General features: G+C 53.8%; 19 protein-coding genes. 13 read left to right on the top strand and 6 right to left on the bottom strand.

Annotation, left to right across the window (positions count from 1 at the left end; all coding sequences use genetic code 11):
* The first annotated feature begins 56 nt into the window (after positions 1 to 56).
* Complete coding sequence (gene glnS / locus IBT47_RS06400) at positions 57 to 1724, top strand: glutamine--tRNA ligase (protein WP_105591057.1); 1668 nt, start codon at positions 57 to 59, stop codon at positions 1722 to 1724.
* A gap of 104 nt (positions 1725 to 1828) precedes the next feature.
* Here glnS and IBT47_RS06395 read toward each other — a convergent pair whose 3' ends face one another.
* On the bottom strand, positions 1829 to 2725 hold the full coding sequence (locus tag IBT47_RS06395; RefSeq protein ID WP_200559830.1) for a LysR family transcriptional regulator: 897 nt from the start codon (positions 2723 to 2725) through the stop codon (positions 1829 to 1831).
* Positions 2726 to 2811: 86 nt separating this feature from the next.
* Here IBT47_RS06395 and IBT47_RS06390 point away from each other — a divergent pair, with 86 nt between their 5' ends.
* The 3 genes from IBT47_RS06390 to mtr all read left to right on the top strand — a co-directional run bounded on the left by IBT47_RS06390 (position 2812) and on the right by mtr (position 5917).
* Positions 2812 to 4167, top strand: a complete 1356-nt coding sequence (locus tag IBT47_RS06390; RefSeq protein WP_370569863.1) for an MFS transporter — start codon at positions 2812 to 2814, stop codon at positions 4165 to 4167.
* Positions 4164 to 4553, top strand: a complete 390-nt coding sequence (locus IBT47_RS06385) for a hypothetical protein (protein ID WP_200559829.1) — start codon at positions 4164 to 4166, stop codon at positions 4551 to 4553. The genes IBT47_RS06390 and IBT47_RS06385 overlap by 4 nt, the downstream gene beginning before the upstream one ends.
* Positions 4554 to 4669: 116 nt before the next feature.
* Positions 4670 to 5917 (top strand): tryptophan permease, encoded by a 1248-nt coding sequence (gene mtr / locus IBT47_RS06380; protein ID WP_200559828.1) that lies wholly within the window; start codon positions 4670 to 4672, stop codon positions 5915 to 5917.
* 56 nt (positions 5918 to 5973) lie between these two features.
* Here the strand turns inward: mtr and fur are convergent, their stop codons facing one another.
* The 4 genes from fur to ybfF all read right to left on the bottom strand — a co-directional run bounded on the left by fur (position 5974) and on the right by ybfF (position 8680).
* On the bottom strand, positions 5974 to 6417 hold the full coding sequence (gene fur / locus IBT47_RS06375; protein WP_105591064.1) for a ferric iron uptake transcriptional regulator: 444 nt from the start codon (positions 6415 to 6417) through the stop codon (positions 5974 to 5976).
* 394 nt (positions 6418 to 6811) lie between these two features.
* Positions 6812 to 7342, bottom strand: a complete 531-nt coding sequence (gene fldA, locus IBT47_RS06370) for a flavodoxin FldA (protein ID WP_123336569.1) — start codon at positions 7340 to 7342, stop codon at positions 6812 to 6814.
* A 145-nt stretch (positions 7343 to 7487) separates the two neighbouring features.
* Positions 7488 to 7769, bottom strand: a complete 282-nt coding sequence (ybfE, locus tag IBT47_RS06365) for a LexA regulated protein (protein WP_105591066.1) — start codon at positions 7767 to 7769, stop codon at positions 7488 to 7490.
* Positions 7770 to 7915: 146 nt separating this feature from the next.
* Entirely contained in the window at positions 7916 to 8680 is a 765-nt protein-coding gene (ybfF, locus tag IBT47_RS06360; RefSeq protein WP_200559827.1) for an esterase, read from the bottom strand.
* Between the two features lie 262 nt (positions 8681 to 8942).
* Here ybfF and seqA point away from each other — a divergent pair, with 262 nt between their 5' ends.
* Both seqA and pgm read left to right on the top strand, forming a co-directional pair.
* Entirely contained in the window at positions 8943 to 9479 is a 537-nt protein-coding gene (gene seqA / locus IBT47_RS06355; RefSeq protein ID WP_105591068.1) for a replication initiation negative regulator SeqA, read from the top strand.
* 24 nt (positions 9480 to 9503) lie between these two features.
* Positions 9504 to 11144: a phosphoglucomutase (alpha-D-glucose-1,6-bisphosphate-dependent) gene (gene pgm, locus IBT47_RS06350; RefSeq protein ID WP_200559826.1), complete on the top strand. Its 1641-nt coding sequence runs from the start codon at positions 9504 to 9506 to the stop codon at positions 11142 to 11144.
* 68 nt (positions 11145 to 11212) lie between these two features.
* On the opposite strand, the gene kdpE is transcribed toward pgm, so the two are convergent.
* Positions 11213 to 11896: a two-component system response regulator KdpE gene (gene kdpE / locus IBT47_RS06345; RefSeq protein ID WP_200547386.1), complete on the bottom strand. Its 684-nt coding sequence runs from the start codon at positions 11894 to 11896 to the stop codon at positions 11213 to 11215.
* A 300-nt stretch (positions 11897 to 12196) separates the two neighbouring features.
* Between kdpE and IBT47_RS06340 the strand changes: the two genes are divergently transcribed.
* The 7 genes from IBT47_RS06340 to pxpA all read left to right on the top strand — a co-directional run bounded on the left by IBT47_RS06340 (position 12197) and on the right by pxpA (position 18208).
* Positions 12197 to 12403 carry a YbfA family protein gene (locus tag IBT47_RS06340; protein ID WP_200559825.1) on the top strand — a complete coding sequence of 69 codons (207 nt, stop codon included), beginning with the start codon at positions 12197 to 12199 and terminating at the stop codon, positions 12401 to 12403.
* A 184-nt stretch (positions 12404 to 12587) separates the two neighbouring features.
* Positions 12588 to 13565: a 2-thiouracil desulfurase family protein gene (locus tag IBT47_RS06335; RefSeq protein ID WP_200559824.1), complete on the top strand. Its 978-nt coding sequence runs from the start codon at positions 12588 to 12590 to the stop codon at positions 13563 to 13565.
* 18 nt (positions 13566 to 13583) lie between these two features.
* Positions 13584 to 15014 (top strand): deoxyribodipyrimidine photo-lyase, encoded by a 1431-nt coding sequence (gene phrB, locus IBT47_RS06330; RefSeq protein WP_200559823.1) that lies wholly within the window; start codon positions 13584 to 13586, stop codon positions 15012 to 15014.
* A gap of 2 nt (positions 15015 to 15016) precedes the next feature.
* The gene (locus IBT47_RS06325) at positions 15017 to 15760 is read left to right on the top strand and encodes a type 2 GTP cyclohydrolase I (protein WP_105591074.1); all 744 of its coding nucleotides are present in this window, start codon (positions 15017 to 15019) and stop codon (positions 15758 to 15760) included.
* 122 nt (positions 15761 to 15882) lie between these two features.
* On the top strand, positions 15883 to 16539 hold the full coding sequence (gene pxpB, locus IBT47_RS06320) for a 5-oxoprolinase subunit PxpB (RefSeq protein ID WP_200559822.1): 657 nt from the start codon (positions 15883 to 15885) through the stop codon (positions 16537 to 16539).
* Positions 16533 to 17459, top strand: a complete 927-nt coding sequence (gene pxpC, locus IBT47_RS06315; protein ID WP_200559821.1) for a 5-oxoprolinase subunit PxpC — start codon at positions 16533 to 16535, stop codon at positions 17457 to 17459. Before pxpB ends, pxpC begins: the two co-directional genes overlap by 7 nt.
* On the top strand, positions 17456 to 18208 hold the full coding sequence (gene pxpA / locus IBT47_RS06310; protein WP_200559820.1) for a 5-oxoprolinase subunit PxpA: 753 nt from the start codon (positions 17456 to 17458) through the stop codon (positions 18206 to 18208). Before pxpC ends, pxpA begins: the two co-directional genes overlap by 4 nt.
* Positions 18209 to 18316: the final 108 nt, after the last annotated feature.

The raw sequence follows: 18316 nt of genomic DNA, 5'->3' as shown, positions 1-18316 counted from the left end.
TCATACTCCGTTATTTCGTAGCGAATTTATTCCAGGCATTAATTGAGGAAATTGAGATGAGTGAGGCTGAAGCCCGCCCAACGAACTTTATTCGTCAGATTATCGACGAAGATCTGGCGTCCGGTAAGCACAAGAGCGTGCATACCCGCTTCCCGCCTGAGCCAAACGGCTACCTGCATATTGGCCACGCTAAGTCGATCTGCCTGAACTTTGGTATCGCGAATGATTACCAGGGTCAGTGCAATCTGCGTTTTGATGATACTAACCCGGTGAAGGAAGACCTGGAGTTCGTTGAGTCAATTAAGCGTGACGTGCAGTGGCTCGGCTTCGAATGGAGCGGCGAGGTGCGTTACTCATCTGACTATTTCGACCAGCTGCACAACTATGCAGTAGAACTGATCGAAAAAGGGCTGGCGTATGTGGATGAACTCTCACCGGAGCAAATCCGTGAATACCGCGGCAGCCTGACCGCGCCGGGCAAAAACAGCCCTTATCGCGATCGCAGCGTAGAAGAGAACCTGGCGCTGTTCGAGAAAATGCGCAGCGGCGGTTTTGAAGAAGGGAAAGCCTGCCTGCGTGCCAAAATCGATATGGCGTCAAACTTTATCGTGATGCGCGACCCGGTGCTGTACCGCATTAAATTCGCGGACCACCATCAGACCGGTTCTAAGTGGTGCATCTATCCGATGTACGACTTTACGCACTGTATTTCTGATGCGCTGGAAGGAATTACCCATTCCCTGTGTACGCTGGAATTCCAGGACAACCGCCGCCTGTATGACTGGGTGCTGGATAACATCACTATCCCGGTTCACCCGCGTCAGTATGAGTTCTCTCGCCTGAATCTTGAATACGCCATTATGTCGAAGCGCAAGCTGAGCCAGCTGGTGAGCGAGAACGTGGTTGAGGGCTGGGACGATCCGCGCATGCTGACCGTTTCCGGTCTGCGCCGTCGTGGTTATAGCGCGGAGTCAATCCGTGAGTTCTGCCGTCGTATCGGTGTGACCAAGCAGGACAACAATGTTGAGATGGCCGCTCTCGAATCCTGTATTCGTGACGATCTCAACGAAAACGCCCCGCGCGCGATGGCGGTGCTGGACCCGGTTAAACTGGTGATTGAAAACCTGCCTGCTCATCATGAAGAGATGATTAGCATGCCGAACCACCCGAACAAGCCGGAAATGGGCACCCGTGAAGTCCCGTTCAGCCGCGAGATCTATATCGATCGCGCCGATTTCCGTGAGGAAGCGAACAAGCAGTATAAGCGTCTGGTGCTGGGTAAAGAAGTTCGCCTGCGTAACGCTTATGTAATTAAAGCCGAACGCGTGGCGAAGGATGAAGACGGCAATATTACCTGCCTGTTCTGCACCTGCGACGTTGATACCCTCAGCAAAGATCCCGCCGATGGCCGTAAAGTAAAAGGCGTGATCCACTGGGTTTCCGCCGTGCATGCGCTACCGGCAGAGTTCCGTCTGTACGATCGCCTGTTTAGCGTGCCAAACCCGGCGGCAGCGGAAGATTTCCTTGCCAGCATCAACCCGGAATCTCTGGTGATCCGTCACGGTTTCGTCGAGCCGGGCATGCAGAAAGCGGAAGCTTCAGCGGCGTATCAGTTTGAGCGTGAAGGCTATTTCTGTGCTGACAGCGTTTATTCTTCAGCCAATAATCTGGTATTTAACCGTACCGTAGGCCTGCGTGATACCTGGGCTAAAATCGGCGACTAACCGATTCTGTTTTAATAAAAGGGCGATGATTCGCCCTTTTTTTTCGCCTTAATCACCGTAACCGCAGTGCCCTGTAGAATACCTTATGCCACTCCCAATCGGATCTAACCCGGCTGTATCGACAGTTTCTGAGAAAGAAAATCGATAAACAGCCGGGTTTTTCGCTGCATTTCCCCCTGCCCGGAAAATACGGCACTGACCGGTTGATCCGGCAGCTGCCACGCCTTAAACAGATGCTGTAGCCTGCCTGCGGCAATATCTTCGCGTACCAGCCATTCCGGCAGCACCGCGACGCCCATCCCGGCCAGTACCATCTGGCGGACGATTTGCGCGGAGTTGGCGGTATAAGCAGCATCGGACTTCAGTTCGGACAAACGATTATCCGCTCCACGAAACGTCCAGCGGCCGGGATGAGTCAGGTTGCTGTTGTGTATCCAGGGCAGGGCGGAAACCTCCTGCAGATCCTGCGGGTGAAAGCGGTTTACCAGAGCAGGTGAAGCCACCAGTAAAATGGCATAGTCTGCCAGCCTGCGGCTTTTTAACGATGAGTCGCGCAGTGCACCCAGTCTTATCGCCACATCCAGTTTATTACTGACCAAATCATCCAGTGAAGCCCCCACGCTGTAGTTCAGTTTCAGCAACGGGTGGCGCTGGCAAAATTCGCTGACCAGCGGCATCAGGAACTGCTGACCATACTCCCACGTGGAGGTGATGCGCAGTTCCCCTGAAAGTGAGTGATGCTCTGTGGCGACTCGCGATACCGCCCGGTCAATATCAGCGAAAATCAGCTTAAAATCCTGATAAAACTGCTGTCCGTGGCCGGTGAGGGCGAGGCTACGGGTATTGCGTACCAGGAGTGTGACGCCAAGCAGCTGTTCCAGGCTTTTGATATGCAGGCTGACCATCGCGCGGCTCAAGCCGAGATTACTGGCGGCCCGGGTAAAGCTGCCGCTGTCGACAATGGCAAAAAAGGTGTGGATCTTATCGAGATGGGCATGCATGGGATTATTCAGTTTAATCAAACAATCATTTAAATTTATGCGCCTTTATTTGCCAGGTCAACCACCGCTATGCTGCGCGTGGAGGTATGACAATGCACTATGGTTATCGGGTTGCAGCGATCTTTCTGCTCGGCTTTTTCATTGATTGTATTAATATTTTTATGTCAGCCATTGCGCTACCGTCGATTGCGGTGCAGATGTCGGTGGCGACGGAATCCATCAGTTGGGTGGCTAATAGTTATATTCTGGGGCTGACGCTGATCGTGCCGTTGAGCGGCTGGCTGGCTTCGCGTTTTGGCACACGACAAACCATCGTCGCCTCAATGCTGATTTTCAGCATCGCTGCGCTGGGCTGTGCGCAGGCCGACTCTTTTAGCACGCTGGTTGCATGGCGTTTTATCCAGGGCGCGGGTGGAGGGTTGCTGATCCCGGTAGGGCAGGCGCTAACCTTTAATTTGTTTCAGGGGCGGCAGCGCGCCGCTATATCGACGTTGATCATGTGCGTAGCGCTGATTGCCCCGGCGCTGTCCCCTCTGCTGGGGGGCATGTTGGTGGATGTGCTTTCCTGGCGCTGGATCTTCTATAGCAATATTCCTTTCAGCCTGCTTGCGGCGCTGCTGGCGGCGATATGGATTCGCCCACAGGCAATGGAGCGCACACGTGCAGATATCACCGGGATCATTCTGGTCTGCGGCACTTTGGGTACGCTGTTGAGAAGCCTGTCGCTGTTTAGCGAGCAGCACGCTGTACCGCAGGCTGCATTATGGCTGGGCGTTTCTTTACTGCTGGGGTGGGGCTATCTACGGCACTACCGCCGCCAGTCGACGGCCATTCTCGATCTCAGCCTGCTGCGCAATCCTCAGTTGAATCTGTCCATCGCCGTTTACTATGCCGTTCCGGGCGTGTTTACCGGGGTTAACCTGCTTAACATTTTCTACCTGCAGCAGGTTTTGCATTTCAGTGCCGGGCATACCGGTAGCTTTATGCTGCTTTACGGCGTCGGCGCGCTGGCGGCGATGCTGGTGGCCGGGCGGATTTATTATCGCGCAGGCGCACCTCGCTTATTCACCTGCGGCATGTTGCTGCATAGCGGCGGCATTGCGCTGCTGTCCTTAGTTAGTGATACAAGTAGCAGTGGGATCCTGTGTGCGGCCTATCTGCTGATGGGGATTGGCGGCGGGATTGCTGCAAACTGCGCGCAGACCACGGTGTTAATTGAACTGAACGAGCAGCAAATGAGTGGGGGAAGTACGCTGTGGAATATTAACCGGCAGCTGACGTTCAGCCTCGGCACCGCGTTGTTTACGCTGCTGCTGGCGGTGCTGAGCCGTTATTTTCCTGGTGAACTGGCGTGGCATCTGGCATTTATTATTGCAGCCGTGAGCGGTTTACTACCGCTGTGGCTAATTTATCAACGACGTTTTCATAAGGAAATCCAATGATCGATCTTACTAACAAGGCATCACAGAGCGTCATTGTTCTGCATCAGCTGATTGAGGCTGTCTTTCACGGCGACGGCAGCAAGACTGCTGAGCTGCTCACGCATTTTGCTGAAGATTTTGTGATGGTCACCCCGACCGGTAAAAGCCTGGCGCTGGCAGACGTTGAGGACTTATTCAACCGCTTAACCGGCGCGCGTCAGGGGATGACGATAAGCATTGAGCAGTTCAACGTTATTTCGCAGCGGGGGGATGAGGTGGTCATCCAGTATCACGAACTGCAACAGCAGCAGAATAATCATTCGCATCGTATTTCGCTGGCGGTCATTAACTGCGCAACCCAGCCGCCGAGCTGGCGTTATCTGCAGGAAACCATGGTAACAAACTGATTATCGTACTAGTTCGCGGGTTCGGCCTGGTGTAGAATATGCGGCATTAATGCCGTGCATCCAGTGAATAATTCCGGTGATGGCGGTAAGTTTCCGTTTTTTGCTAAGGATTAGTCATGGATTTACCGGTTTCCATCGCCCGCCTGCCTTCTACACTCTGGGGAACGCTAATTATTAGCGGCACGATTATCGGTGCCGGGATGTTCTCGTTACCGGTGGTGATGTCCGGTGCATGGTTTCTCTGGTCGTCAGCATTACTGATTATCACCTGGTTCTGCATGCTGCTTTCCGGGTTGCTGTTTTTGGAGGCCAGCCTGCATTATCCGGCCGGTTCCAGCTTTGACACGATCACTCGCGATCTGTTGGGACGGGGCTGGAATCTGATTAACGGTCTGTCCGTCGCCTTTGTTCTGGGGATACTGACCTATGCCTATATCTCAGCCAGCGGAGCGATTATTCAGCATACGCTGAGCCAGCTATCATTGCCGGTTTCTGCCCGCAGCGCTGGGTTCGCTTTTACGCTACTGGTAGCGCTGTTTATCTGGCTGGGTACGGCAATGGTCAGTCGTATGACGCTGATTTTTCTCGGCGCGAAAGTGATTACGTTTTTGATTATCTTTGGCGGACTGCTGTGGCATATCGAACCGGTGAAACTGCTGGACAGTCATGGGGAGGAAAGCCACTACCTGCGCTATCTGTGGATGGTGATCCCATTCTGCCTCGCTTCATTTGGCTATCACGGTAATATCGCCGGGCTGATCAGCTACTATCAAAAGAACGGCAGCCGGGTTTGTCGCTGTCTGGTGTTTGGCACACTGCTGGCACTGGTGATCTACTTTATCTGGATTATTGGCACGATGGGCAATATCCCGCGCCACGAATTCAAAGCGATTGCAGCACAGGGCGGAAATATCGACGTGCTGGTCGCCGCACTGTCGGGTGTGCTGCACAGCCCCTATCTGAATCTGCTGCTGGATATCTTCTCGAACTTTGCTGTCGCCTGTTCATTCCTGGGTGTCAGTCTGGGGTTCTTCGACTATCTTGCCGATCTGTTTAAGTTTGATCGTTCAGCCTTCGGTCGGTTAAAAACGACGGTGGTCACCTTTATTCTGCCGCTGGCGGCGGCGATGATCTGGCCAAACGGTTTTCTTGTGGCGATTGGTTATGCCGGGCTGGCGGCTACGCTGTGGGCGGTGATCACTCCGGCAATGCTGGCGAGAAAGGCCCGACAACGTTTCACCAACGCGGCCTGGCAGGTGAGAGGAGGGACGGCACCGATCGTTCTGGTGCTGATCTTCGGCGCGGTGAATGCGCTGGTTTCCATACTTTCGTACTGGAACGTCCTGCCGGTCTATGCCGGATAACGCGCAAAAAAAACCGGTGGGCATAGCCACCGGTTTCATACTGATTTCAGAACGGATTACTCGTCGTGCAGCGTATCGTCTTCGCGGCAGTCGCCCTTAGAGCAATGGCCATAGAGATACAGGCTGTGATTGCTCAGCTTGATTCCGTGGCGAGTCGCGATTTCACGCTGACGTGCTTCGATATACTCGTCGCGGAATTCAATAACTTTACCGCAGTCCAGGCAGATCAGATGATCGTGGTGGTGCTGCTGAGTCAGTTCGAAAACGGATTTACCGCCTTCAAAATTATGACGGGTAACGATCCCTGCGTCATCAAACTGGTTAAGCACGCGGTAGACCGTGGCTAAACCGATTTCTTCGCCCATATCAATCAGGCGCTTATACAAGTCTTCCGCACTGACGTGATGGCCTTCTGGTTCCTGAAGCACTTCCAGAATTTTCAGTCGTGGAAGCGTGACTTTCAGGCCGGCCTTCTTTAATGCGGTATTGTTGTCAGTCATGCGGATATTGTCCTGTTACTTTGCTAGTCACTTAGTGGCTGAAAAGCCCTGAACATCGGTTGACGCTAGAGTTGGATGCGTCACAGTATAGAACTCATACATCGAAATGAAAACAACAAGGAATGTCTGATACCACTATTGGATGTAAGGATTAATGTCATTACGTCCAGTGAGGCCTGCGTCCAAATCTTACAAAGTTAACATTTCGCTCTATCTCACTCCGCCGCACGGCGATCGCAAAAGATCGTTTAGAGAGGCTGAAGGATGAGAAAGCGGGTAACCGATAGGGTTATTGTACATTTTTACAGGTGGAAGTTACAAATACGTATCTATTACTTCTATAGGAAAAATCACTGGCCTGATGTGAGATGTCTCTCACATCAGGCCGTTTAGCTTAGGCTTCGATGATTTCTTTCAGCTGAAGTTCATCAAAAATTTGCTTAACCCACTTATCAACGCGTTCGTTGGTCAGTTCTGGCTGACGATCTTCGTCAATCGCCAGACCCAGGAAGTGGTTGTCATCCGCCAGGCCTTTAGAAGCTTCGAAATTGTAGCCTTCGGTCGGCCACTGGCCCACCAGGATCGCACCGTTTGGTTCAATGATGTCGCGGATAGTGCCCATCGCATCGCAGAAATATTCTGAGTAGTCTTCCTGATCGCCACAGCCGAACAGGGCTACCAGCTTACCGTTGAAGTCGATCTCTTCCAGCGTAGGGAAAAAGTCATCCCAGTCACACTGGGCTTCACCGTAATACCAGGTGGGAATGCCCAGCAGCAGAATGTCGAAGGCTTCAAGGTCTTCTTTGCTGCTTTTGGCAATATCACGAACTTCTGCAACGTCTTTACCCAGCTGTTTCTGGATCATCTTTGCAATGTTTTCCGTATTGCCTGTATCGCTGCCAAAGAAAATGCCTACGATTGCCATGAGTTTAATAACCTCTTGAATCTTAATGATATGGTGGCTGCCAAAATTTTTGCAGATAGCCGTAATAATAGCAGACCGCCGTCAATGGATAAATGAGTAATGCTGCGGCATTTGTCGCTTTGTGCGTTGATAGCACGCGGTGTATTCAGGACTGAAGGTGTTTTAACTGGTTTAGCAACATCTCTTCAATCAGTTCACTGCGGCTCATATTGCGCGCTTCGGCCAGTTGGTTAAGTGCGTCAACGGCTTCACTGTTCATTTTCAGCTCGACACGCTTAAGCCCGCGAACTTTATCGCGTTTAAGCTGATTACGTTTATTGATGCGCAACTGCTCATCACGCGTCAGCGGATTAGTTTTCGGTCGTCCCGGGCGACGTTCATCTGCGAACAGATCGATCGTTGTGCGGTCCGTGTTCTCTTTTGCCATAGATTAGTGATACTGAAAGGCTGGATTTCTGATGTGTCAGGCCGTTATCCGCCGTAAAAATCACCAGCGGAAAAATGTCAGCGCGCATCATACCCCAGTGAAAGTGATGACGACAATGTTTTAACAACATAGGGAAATAATTGTTTTTACAGCACAAAAAATCGACGAATTGCGCGTAAAACTGCATCAGGTTTTTCAGCGTGAACCCAGTGACCGGCCCCGGCCACAACATGCGCCCGCGCCTGAGGAAACTGTGCCAGCAGTGCGTCACGATATTCATCGGCCAGGTAGGGGGAACGCTCACCGCGAATGAACAGCGCAGGATGCGGCCAGGCAGGCACTGGCTGCCAGCCAATAATCTGGTCGTAGCATTGATACAGCACCGGGACATTAAAACGCCATTCACCTTCGTGGAAAGATTTTAACAGAAACTGGATCACGCCCTCTTCCGCCAGTGTCTGGCGCATGAGCGCTGCGGCCTGACTACGTGAGGTGATACCAGCATGGGTAACTGCCTGGAGCGCGGCGAAGATATCATCATGATGGCGGGTAGGGTAGGCGACCGGTGCCATATCAATCACCACCAGTCCTGCCACGCGGTCCGGTGCCAGCGCGGTTAGCATCATGGCGATTTTGCCGCCCATTGAATGGCCGATAACGCCGAAACGCTCAATGCCCAGCCCGTCTAACGTTTCCAGCACGTCCTGCGCCATCAGCGCGTAGCTCATTTCGTTCGAGCGTGGCGACAGACCATGATTGCGTACATCAATCTGAATCAGCCGACGGTTCTGCTTGAGGTCACGAGCGAGGATTCCCAGGTTATCAAGACTGCCAAAAAGCCCGTGGATCAATACCAGAGGCAGATCGTTTGTTGCAGATTGTTCAGATTGCAGGCGGACATTCAAATTCATAGCAAAGTTCTTACAGTTGGGACGAAGGCTTAGGGTATCATGGATTTTACATTTTCTGCCGGGGATAGCACAGGCGCTGCCAACGATCTTTTTACGGCAAATTCTGACTTTTGCTGGCAAAGAGGGCTTAGGCTACACCCGGGCTGGATTTAACTTTATAATCCTGAAGTTAGGATCCGGGTTCCAGAAAGCAGACGATCCTGAAGATCGTATCTGTTTTTGCGCTCGATTCTGATAGAAGCAACAACCGTACTGGATAAAGATGAAAACGATAGAAGTCGACGAAGAGCTATACCGCTATATTGCCAGCCATACTCAGCATATTGGGGAAAGCGCATCGGACATTTTACGCCGTATGCTGAAGTTCACTGCGGGGCAGACCGCGCCTGCGGCACCCGTTGCCCAGGTGGTTAAAGAGCCCGCTGTCGTGAAATCTGAACCTCGCCCGCAGGATCGCGTTCGCGCCGTGCGTGAACTGCTGCTTTCTGACGAATATGCCGAGCAGAAGAAAGTGGTGAACAGGTTTATGCTGATTTTATCGACTTTATACACCCTGGACGCCAAAGCCTTTGGCGATGCCACCGAGTCGCTGCATGGCCGCACGCGGGTCTATTTCGCGGGTAACCAGCAGACGCTGACTCAGAATGGTACGCATACCAAGCCTCAGCATATTCCGGGTACCCCTTACTGGGTAATCACCAACACTAATACCGGCCGCAAGCGCAGCATGGTGGAACATATCATGTTATCGATGCAGTTCCCGGCGGAACTGACCGAGAAAGTTTGCGGTACCCTTTAACCGAAGCGTCAGGGAGAAGCGCCAATGGCCAATCACCCCCGTGCCGGGCAGCCAGCCCGGCAGAGCGATTTAATTAACGTTGCACAATTAACGTCGCAGTACTACGTATTGCAGCCTGAACTGGGTAATGCTGAACATGCAGTAAAATTCGGTACCTCAGGCCATCGCGGTAGCGCGGGTCGTCACAGTTTCAATGAAACGCATATCCTGGCTATTGCTCAGGCTATTGCCGAAGAACGTAAAAAGAACGGCGTGACCGGGCCTTGCTACGTCGGTAAGGACACCCATGCGCTGTCTGAACCGGCGATTATCTCGGTGCTGGAAGTGCTGGCGGCAAACGGTGTGGATGTGATTGTGCAGCAGGATAATGGCTATACGCCGACCCCTGCGATTTCCAACGCCATCCTTGAGCATAACAAAGCTGGCGCGGTACTGGCGGACGGCATTGTGATTACGCCTTCCCACAATCCACCGGAAGATGGCGGCATCAAATATAATCCGCCAAACGGCGGACCGGCGGATACCAACGTCACCAAAGTGGTGGAAGATCGTGCCAATGCCTTAATTAAGGGCGGTCTGAAAGACGTTAAGCGTATTTCTCTGGATCAGGCATGGGCCAGCGGCCATCTTCAGGAGCAGGATCTGATCCAGCCGTACATCGAAGGCCTGGCGCAGATCGTTGATATCCCGGCAATCCAGAAAGCGGGCCTGAAGATTGGTGTCGATCCGTTGGGTGGCTCCGGCATTGCCTACTGGCAGCGGATCGCTGAGTTCTACAAGCTCGATCTGACCATCGTTAACGATGCGGTCGATCAGACTTTCCGCTTTATGCACCTGGATAAAGATGGCGTGATCCGTATGGACTGCTCATCCGAGTGTGCAATGGCGGGCCTGCTGGCGCTGCGCGACAAGTTCGATCTGGCGTTTGCTAACGACCCGGATTATGACCGCCACGGTATTGTCACGCCTGCCGGATTGATGAATCCTAACCACTATCTGGCGGTTGCGGTGAACTATCTGTTCCAGCATCGTCCGCAGTGGGGCAAAGATGTTGCAGTCGGCAAAACGCTGGTGTCCAGTGCAATGATTGACCGTGTGGTTGACGATATCGGCCGTAAGCTGGTGGAAGTGCCGGTGGGCTTTAAGTGGTTCGTTGATGGCCTGTTTGACGGGACCTTCGGATTCGGCGGTGAAGAGAGCGCGGGTGCATCCTTCCTGCGCTTCGACGGCACCCCATGGTCGACCGACAAAGACGGTATCATCATGTGTCTGCTGGCGGCAGAAATCACCGCCGTAACCGGTAAGAATCCGCAGCAGCACTATGATGAACTGGCCGCGCGTTTTGGTGCCCCAAGCTACAACCGTATCCAGGCAGCGGCAACGTCTGCTCAGAAAGCCGCGCTGTCGAAGCTTTCGCCGGAAATGGTGAGTGCAGACACGCTGGCAGGCGATCCGATCACCGATCGTCTGACCGCCGCGCCAGGCAACGGAGCCTCCATTGGTGGCCTGAAAGTGATGACCAAAAACGGCTGGTTTGCCGCGCGTCCTTCAGGTACTGAAGATGCCTACAAAATTTACTGTGAAAGCTTCCTCGGTGCCGAGCATCGCGAGAAGATAGAGAAAGAAGCAGTAGAGATCGTTAGCGCGGTGTTGAAAAACGCCTGAGTCTGACGTTATTTTTGCAGTAAATATGAAAAGGCCATTCACTGAATGGCCTTTTTTATTGCCGTGATTCAGGGAATAAAGCGATAGCCAACGCCGGTTTCCGTCAGCAAATGCTGCGGCTGGGCAGGATCGCGTTCCAGTTTTTGGCGAAGGTGCCCCATATAGATCCGCAGGTAGTGGCTGTGCTCAACCGCATTAGGTCCCCAGACCTGAACCAGCAGCTGGCGCTGGGTCATCACTTTGCCTGGATGGTTCAGCAGGCTGACCAGCAGACGAAATTCAATCGGCGTCAGATGCAGATCGCTGCCATCGCGTGTGACTCGCCGGGCAGCAATATCGACGCTGACCTCGCCAAAGGTAATTTGCGCCTGTTCACTGCTGCTGGTGGAACTCGGGCGGTGGCGCAGGGCAACACGCACTCTCGCCAGCAGTTCACCCACGCCGAAAGGTTTCGTCAGGAAATCATCCGCACCGGCATCCAGCGCGTTGATTTTGTCCTGTTCGTCACTGCGGGCTGACAGGACAATCACCGGCATACTGCTCCACTGACGTACCTCGCGAATAAACTGAATACCGTCGCCGTCCGGCAATCCGAGATCGAGGATCGCCATCTCAGGCTTGCGTGTAGCGGCCTCAATTAACCCGCGGCTGAGTGTATCGGCATCAACCACGCGAAAGCCTTCGCCTTCAAGTGCCACGCGCAGAAAACGGCGGATCTCTTTTTCATCTTCAACGATCAGAATAGTGGTCAAGGTTCCTCCGCACCGGCAGCCAGAGAGCCTTGCCGGAAAACGTCATTATGGCGGGTAATTTAGCAAAAGATGATGCGGCTCGCCCATCGCAGTTTTGCCGGAGGGTAATTGTTAATTAATCGATCTTATTAACGGCTTTTTTAAGCCTTAATTAACCATTCTGTAACAGAATTACAGTCAGAGCAAAAACAGCACAATTTTTCGTCAAAAAAGTGGTCCGATCAGTAGTAAAATTACATTAAAGGCGGTATTATTTTGCTCAGATTACAGACAATCTTTTAGCCGATTTGAGGAGGACGTATGAATCTTTATCACTCTTATTCCACTACGCGGATTTTCATGCGTCGTGCAGCGGTAGTGCTCGCCGGTGTGCTCGCGCTGCCGGTTATGCTTTTCCGCGCCGACCGTGCCCGCTTTTACAGTTATCTGCATCGTGTTTGGGTAAAAACCAGCGATAAGCCCGTCTGGCTGGCCGAAGCTGAATCGGCCTGCTGCGATTTTTATTAAGTATCGCTTTGATGTTACAGCTCTAAAGCTAACCCCAACGATTTCAATGAATTTGTTCTGTTTACTATCCCGCCGGAGTGCGGGATTTTTTTTGCGAAAAATTCAGCGATTAAGGTTTTAAGAGAAAAAATAGCGAAATTGATCTACACTCAAACCTGTACAATAATTATTTGGTTGTATAGATATGAGCAAAAAAATTCCTGTTGGCATCAGTGCCTGCCTGCTGGGTGAGCGGGTGAGATTTGACGGTGGGCATAAGCGTTCTGTTTTCGCTGCAGAAGAGCTGGCCCCTTATCTTCACTATGAACCGATCTGCCCGGAAATGGCGATTGGTTTACCTGCTCCCCGACCCGCACTTCGTTTGACTCAAGTTGAAGGCGGGGATGTAGCCCTTCGCTTCAGTAACGGCAAAGAGTCTGCCGTCAGCGGGAAGAACTCTGCCGTCACAGAAGATATGCAGGCGTTTTCCGCTGAAAAGGTGGCCCAGCTTCACCACCTGTGCGGCTACATTGTTTGTGCCAAATCGCCCAGCTGCGGCATGGAACGCGTCCGTGTCTATCAACCTGACAATAATAATAATCAAAAAGAGGGCGTCGGCATTTTCACCCGCGAGCTGATGGCACAACTGCCGTGGCTGCCGGTGGAAGAAGACGGGCGGCTTCACGACCCTATCCTGCGGGAGAATTTTGTCGCGCGCGTTTACGCGCTGCATGAATTTAACCAGCTGTGGGCAGGTGGCCTGACCCGGGCAAAACTGATGGACTACCACAGCCGATACAAACTGCTGCTGCTGGCCCACTCCCAGCCAAAATACCGGGAAATCGGCCCGTTCGTGGCAAAAATGGATCGCTGGGAATCGCTGGAGGAGTTCGCTTTTGCCTACCGCCAGCTGCTGATGGATTTGATGAAGCTGCCTGCCTCGCGCAGCAACCACACCAATGTACTGATGCATGTTCAGGGCTATTTCCGTCGCGAGCTCAATTCGCCGCAGCGCCAGGAGCTGTCCATGCTGATTGACAGTTACCGCCGTGGCATCCAGCCTTTACTGGCACCGATGACCCTGCTGAAACACTATATGGCGCAGTATCCGCATCCCTGGCTGAGCGCGCAGCGTTACTTCTCTCCTTATCCCGAAGCCCTGCGGCTGCGTTATGGATACTAATTAAATTCAGGGAACATTATGACAACCCACCTTGTCTGGCTGCGTAACGATCTGCGCATCAATGACAATCATGCCCTTTATGCCGCCTGTCGCTCGAACAGCGCAAAAGTCATTGCGCTATTTATCGCCACGCCGAAACAGTGGCACAGCCATGATATGGCGGCGAAGCAGGCGGAGTTTATCTGGCAGAATTTGCAGGACCTGCAGCAATCGCTGGCGCAAAAGGGCATTGAGCTGCACCTCGCTGAATGTGATGATTTCAGCGCTTCCGTAGATGTGCTACTGGACTTTTGCCAGAAGCACCATGTTGACCGGATGTTCTATAACTATCAGTACGAGGTCAATGAGCGCCAGCGTGATGCTGCTGCCGAACGGGTGCTGTTTGATAATGATGTGATGGCGCAGGGTTTTGACGATAGCCTGCTGTTACCTCCCGGCAGCGTACTGACCGGTAATCGTGAGATGTATAAGGTGTTTACACCGTTCAGCAAGGCGTTTGTTAAGCGCCTGCAGGAAGGATTACCTGAATGCTTTTCAGCACCTGCCGCACGAGAAAGCGGGCCGATAAAAGACGTTTCTCCGCTGAAGCCGTTTAACTATCCACGAGAATCCGTCGACAGCTCGCTGTTTCCCGTCGGCGAGAAGGCCGCGATTGCCAGGTTGCGGGAGTTCAGCCAGCAGCCTGTGACACACTACCCCGACCGGCGTGATTTGCCTGCGCTTGACGGCACCAGCCGTCTTTCAGTCTATTTGACCATCGGCGTGCTGTCTCCGCGTCAATGCCTTTATCGACTGCTCAAAGAACATCCGCGCGGACTGGAAGACGGTAAGGTTTTTGTCTGGCTGAATGAGCTTATCTGGCGCGAGTTTTATCGCCATTTGATCGTGGCTTATCCGGCGCTGTGCCGCCATCAGCCTTTTGTTCGCTGGACGCGAAAAGTCGCCTGGCGCGATGAACCCAGGCATCTTGCCGCCTGGCAGGAAGGCAAAACAGGCTATCCGATTGTCGATGCCGCTATGCGCCAGCTAAACAGCCTTGGCTGGATGCACAACCGGCTGCGGATGATTACTGCCAGTTTTCTGGTGAAAGATCTGCTAATCGACTGGCGCGAGGGCGAACGCTACTTTATGTCGCAGCTGATCGATGGTGACCTGGCGGCTAACAACGGCGGCTGGCAGTGGGCCGCGTCTACCGGCACCGATGCCGCACCCTATTTCCGCATTTTTAACCCGACCACACAGGGTGAACGTTTCGATGCGGCAGGTGAGTTTATCCGCCGGTGGCTGCCAGAGCTGCGGCAGGTGCCGGAAAAATATATCCATCAGCCCCACGAGTGGGCAAAGAAAACTAACCAAAAGCTCGATTATCCTGTGCCGATCGTGGAACATAAACAGGCACGCCAGCAAACGCTGGACGCCTTTGAAGCTGCACGAAAACAGATGGATTAATTATGCGCAATAGTGAACTCGAACAGCTGGTTAACCAGTTACTGAATGCCGCCGCCTTCAAAGACTACGGCCCGAACGGGTTGCAGGTTGAAGGCAGAAGCGAAATTAAAAAAATCGTCACCGGCGTCACCGCCTGCCAGGCACTCCTCGACGAAGCCGTGCGGCTGGAAGCCGATGCTGTACTGGTGCATCACGGCTATTTCTGGAAGAACGAACCTTCTGTTATCAAAGGGATGAAGCGCCAGCGCCTGAAAACGCTGCTGGCAAACGACATTAACCTGTTTGGCTGGCATCTGCCGCTGGATGCGCACCCTGAACTGGGCAACAACGCGCTGCTGGCGAAGCTGTTTGGGATTGAAGTTAAAGGTGAAGTGGAAGAACTGCTGTTCTGGGGCGAATTTGCCCAGCCGGTTAGCGGTGAACAGCTGGCGAAGCGTATTGAAGATACGCTGGGGCGCACTCCTCTGCACTGTGGCGACAATGCACCGGCACTGATTAAACGCGTGGCGTGGTGCAGCGGCGGCGGACAGGGCTTTATTGATGCCGCCGCCGCGTTCGGCGTCGATGCGTTTATCAGCGGTGAAGCTTCCGAACAGACCATTCACAGCGCGCGCGAGCAGGGGCTGCATTTTTATGGCGCCGGTCACCACGCCACCGAACGCTGCGGTATACAGGCGCTCGGCGAGTGGCTGGCAGAAAATCACGGGCTGGATGTCACTTTTATCGATATCAATAACCCGGTCTGATCCCAGATAAGCAACCTGCCGGGTGCGATCGTCGAAGCCCGGCGGGTTGACACCGTTACCGCAATCTCGCATAACTATTTTCCTGTCCGTTAATGGCTATCACTTCCGCTCAGGAGGCTTGAGTGCAGCGAGCACGATGTTATTTGTTAGGAGAACGCACGGTGGTGCTGGAACTGGACCCGCCGGTTTCACTCAGCAGCCAGCAGCGAATATGGGGACTGGCTCAGCGCCTTCACGATCGTCCTGAAGTTATCGATGTTGTCCCCGGGATGAATAATATTACCGTCGTGTTAAGCGATCCGCAGCAAACCGCACTGGATGCCATCGAGTGGCTGCAGCAGTGGTGGGAAAATAGCGAGGTTCAGGTACCGGCGTCACGGTTAATCGAGATACCGGTTATCTACGGTGGAGCGGCAGGTCCCGACCTGGATCAGGTTGCACATCACTGCGAAATGAGTGCCTCACAGGTGGTTGAATGCCACAGCGCAGTGGAGTACGTCGTCTACTTCATCGGTTTCCAGCCTGGTTTTCCTTATCTTGGCGGCCTTGACCGTCGTCTGTACACTCCACGGCGTGCCGATCCCCGGCTCACGGTTCCTGCCGGTTCGGTTGGTATCGGCGGGGCACAAACTGGTATTTATCCTCTGGCCACACCCGGTGGCTGGCAACTGATCGGTCAGGCGAAAACGATGCTATTCACCCCTGGACATCAGCCGCCGGTGCTGTTGCGGTCCGGCGATCGGGTGCGCTTTGTGCCACAGAAGGAGGGGATATGCTAAAAATCATTCGCGCCGGGATCAGCACCAGCATCCAGGATGCTGGTCGCACCGGCTGGCGTCAGTACGGCATCAGCCGATGTGGAGCGCTGGATAATCCGGCAATGCAGACCGCAAATATGCTGGTAGGCAACCCGCCGGAGGATGCGGTGCTGGAAATCACTCTTGGGCAGTTTACTGCGGAGTTTGGCCGCGACGGCTGGCTGGCACTGACCGGCGCGGGCTGTAACGCAAAACTGGACGGAAAGACCGTCTGGACCGGCTGGCGAACCGCAGTAAAGAAAGGCCAGCGGCTGACTTTAAGTATGCCGCAGCGTGGTATGCGCAGCTATCTGGCCATCAATGGCGGTTTTGCTGTTGAACCGCAGCTGGGGTCGATGAGCACCGATCTGAAAGCGGGTTTTGGCGGGCTTGATGGGCGCAAGATTCAGGATGGCGATCGGCTTCCTCTGAGGGCCGCGACGTGTGATTTTAGTGAACCCGCAGGCGTACGGCAATTGCTGTGGGGTAACCGGGTACGCGCATTACCAGGGCCGGAGTATCATGAATTCAGTGCCGAGAGCCGTGAGGCCTTCTGGCGCACTGCATGGCGGCTCGATCCGCAAAGTAACCGGATGGGATACCGCCTGCAGGGGCGTAAGCTACAGCGCGATGCCGATCGTGAACTACTTTCCCACGGGCTGGTTCCCGGCGTAGTCCAGGTTCCCGCCGGAGGGCAGCCAATCGTGCTGCTGGCCGACGCACAAACAACCGGTGGCTATCCGCGCATTGCCTGCGTCATTGAAGCGGATCTTTATCATCTGGCGCAGCTGCGGTTGGGAGAGCCGATCCACTTTGTGCACTGTACTCTGGAAGAGGCGCTGCGGGCCAAAAGGGAACAGCAGCGAGTTCTGGATCAGATCGCCTGGGGGTTACGTGCATGAAGATCGATCTGAATGCTGATATCGGTGAAGGATGCTCCGGCGAGCGTGAGCTTCTGACGTTGGTCACCTCGGTGAATATCGCCTGCGGTTTCCACGCAGGCGATGCCTCCACCATGTTGCAGTCGGTACGACAGGCGCTGGAGGCTGGCGTGGCGATTGGCGCACATCCCAGCTTTCCGGATCGGGAAAACTTTGGTCGTACGGCGATGCATCTGCCACCGGAAGAGGTCTATGCGCAGGTGATCTATCAGGTTGGCGCGCTGAAGGCGCTGACCGAAAGCCTCAGCGGCAGGCTGGTTCACGTCAAACCTCACGGTATGTTGTACAACCAGGCGGCGAGAGAAGCACCGCTGGCGGAGGCGATAGCTCAGGCGGTAAAAGCTGTCGATCCGGCACTGGTGCTGGTCGGGTTAGCCGGTAGTGAATCCATTCGTGCTGCGCGGTCGCAGGGGCTGGTAACCTGTGAAGAAGTGTTTGCCGATCGCGGCTATCAGTATGATGGTTCACTGGTGCCGCGCGGCCAGCCAGGCGCATTAATCGAAGAGGCGGAGCTGGCGATTCGCCAGACGTTGGATATGGTACAGCGTGGCGAAGTGCAGAGCGTGACGGGGGAGTGGGTGGCCGTTCGGGCTGAAACGGTCTGCCTGCACGGCGACGGGCCCCACGCGCTTAACTTTGCACAGCGGCTTCGGCAGGCTTTTCGTGCGCATCAAATCGATGTTACCTGCCATGAAACCCGCCATTCTTAGTCAAGATACTCTCTTTTTGTAACGGCGCAGCGTTCCCGGTCATAAAGCCTTACAAGCTGATTATTCCACGGTCGTCGTCAGAAATGTTTCTGTCGCCGGTTTTTTCTT

It is taken from the genome of Erwinia sp. S43 (assembly GCF_016624745.1).
GTDB lineage: Bacteria > Pseudomonadota > Gammaproteobacteria > Enterobacterales > Enterobacteriaceae > Erwinia > Erwinia coffeiphila.
Note: the sequence above shows the minus strand (reverse complement) of the source record. Positions and strands in the feature narration are given on the sequence as shown.

Coding starts and splice junctions, on each gene's coding strand:
- IBT47_RS06390 (WP_370569863.1), top strand. CDS start 2,812: ATGACAATGCACTATGGTTATCGGGTTGCAGCGATCTTTCTGCTCGGC.
- IBT47_RS06385 (WP_200559829.1), top strand. CDS start 4,164: ATGATCGATCTTACTAACAAGGCATCACAGAGCGTCATTGTTCTGCAT.
- fur (WP_105591064.1), bottom strand. CDS start 6,417: ATGACTGACAACAATACCGCATTAAAGAAGGCCGGCCTGAAAGTCACG.
- IBT47_RS06335 (WP_200559824.1), top strand. CDS start 12,588: ATGAGCAAAAAAATTCCTGTTGGCATCAGTGCCTGCCTGCTGGGTGAG.
- IBT47_RS06395 (WP_200559830.1), bottom strand. CDS start 2,725: ATGCATGCCCATCTCGATAAGATCCACACCTTTTTTGCCATTGTCGAC.
- glnS (WP_105591057.1), top strand. CDS start 57: ATGAGTGAGGCTGAAGCCCGCCCAACGAACTTTATTCGTCAGATTATC.
- pxpA (WP_200559820.1), top strand. CDS start 17,456: ATGAAGATCGATCTGAATGCTGATATCGGTGAAGGATGCTCCGGCGAG.
- ybfF (WP_200559827.1), bottom strand. CDS start 8,680: ATGAATTTGAATGTCCGCCTGCAATCTGAACAATCTGCAACAAACGAT.
- mtr (WP_200559828.1), top strand. CDS start 4,670: ATGGATTTACCGGTTTCCATCGCCCGCCTGCCTTCTACACTCTGGGGA.
- IBT47_RS06325 (WP_105591074.1), top strand. CDS start 15,017: ATGCGCAATAGTGAACTCGAACAGCTGGTTAACCAGTTACTGAATGCC.
- pgm (WP_200559826.1), top strand. CDS start 9,504: ATGGCCAATCACCCCCGTGCCGGGCAGCCAGCCCGGCAGAGCGATTTA.
- phrB (WP_200559823.1), top strand. CDS start 13,584: ATGACAACCCACCTTGTCTGGCTGCGTAACGATCTGCGCATCAATGAC.
- seqA (WP_105591068.1), top strand. CDS start 8,943: ATGAAAACGATAGAAGTCGACGAAGAGCTATACCGCTATATTGCCAGC.
- fldA (WP_123336569.1), bottom strand. CDS start 7,342: ATGGCAATCGTAGGCATTTTCTTTGGCAGCGATACAGGCAATACGGAA.
- pxpC (WP_200559821.1), top strand. CDS start 16,533: ATGCTAAAAATCATTCGCGCCGGGATCAGCACCAGCATCCAGGATGCT.
- ybfE (WP_105591066.1), bottom strand. CDS start 7,769: ATGGCAAAAGAGAACACGGACCGCACAACGATCGATCTGTTCGCAGAT.
- IBT47_RS06340 (WP_200559825.1), top strand. CDS start 12,197: ATGAATCTTTATCACTCTTATTCCACTACGCGGATTTTCATGCGTCGT.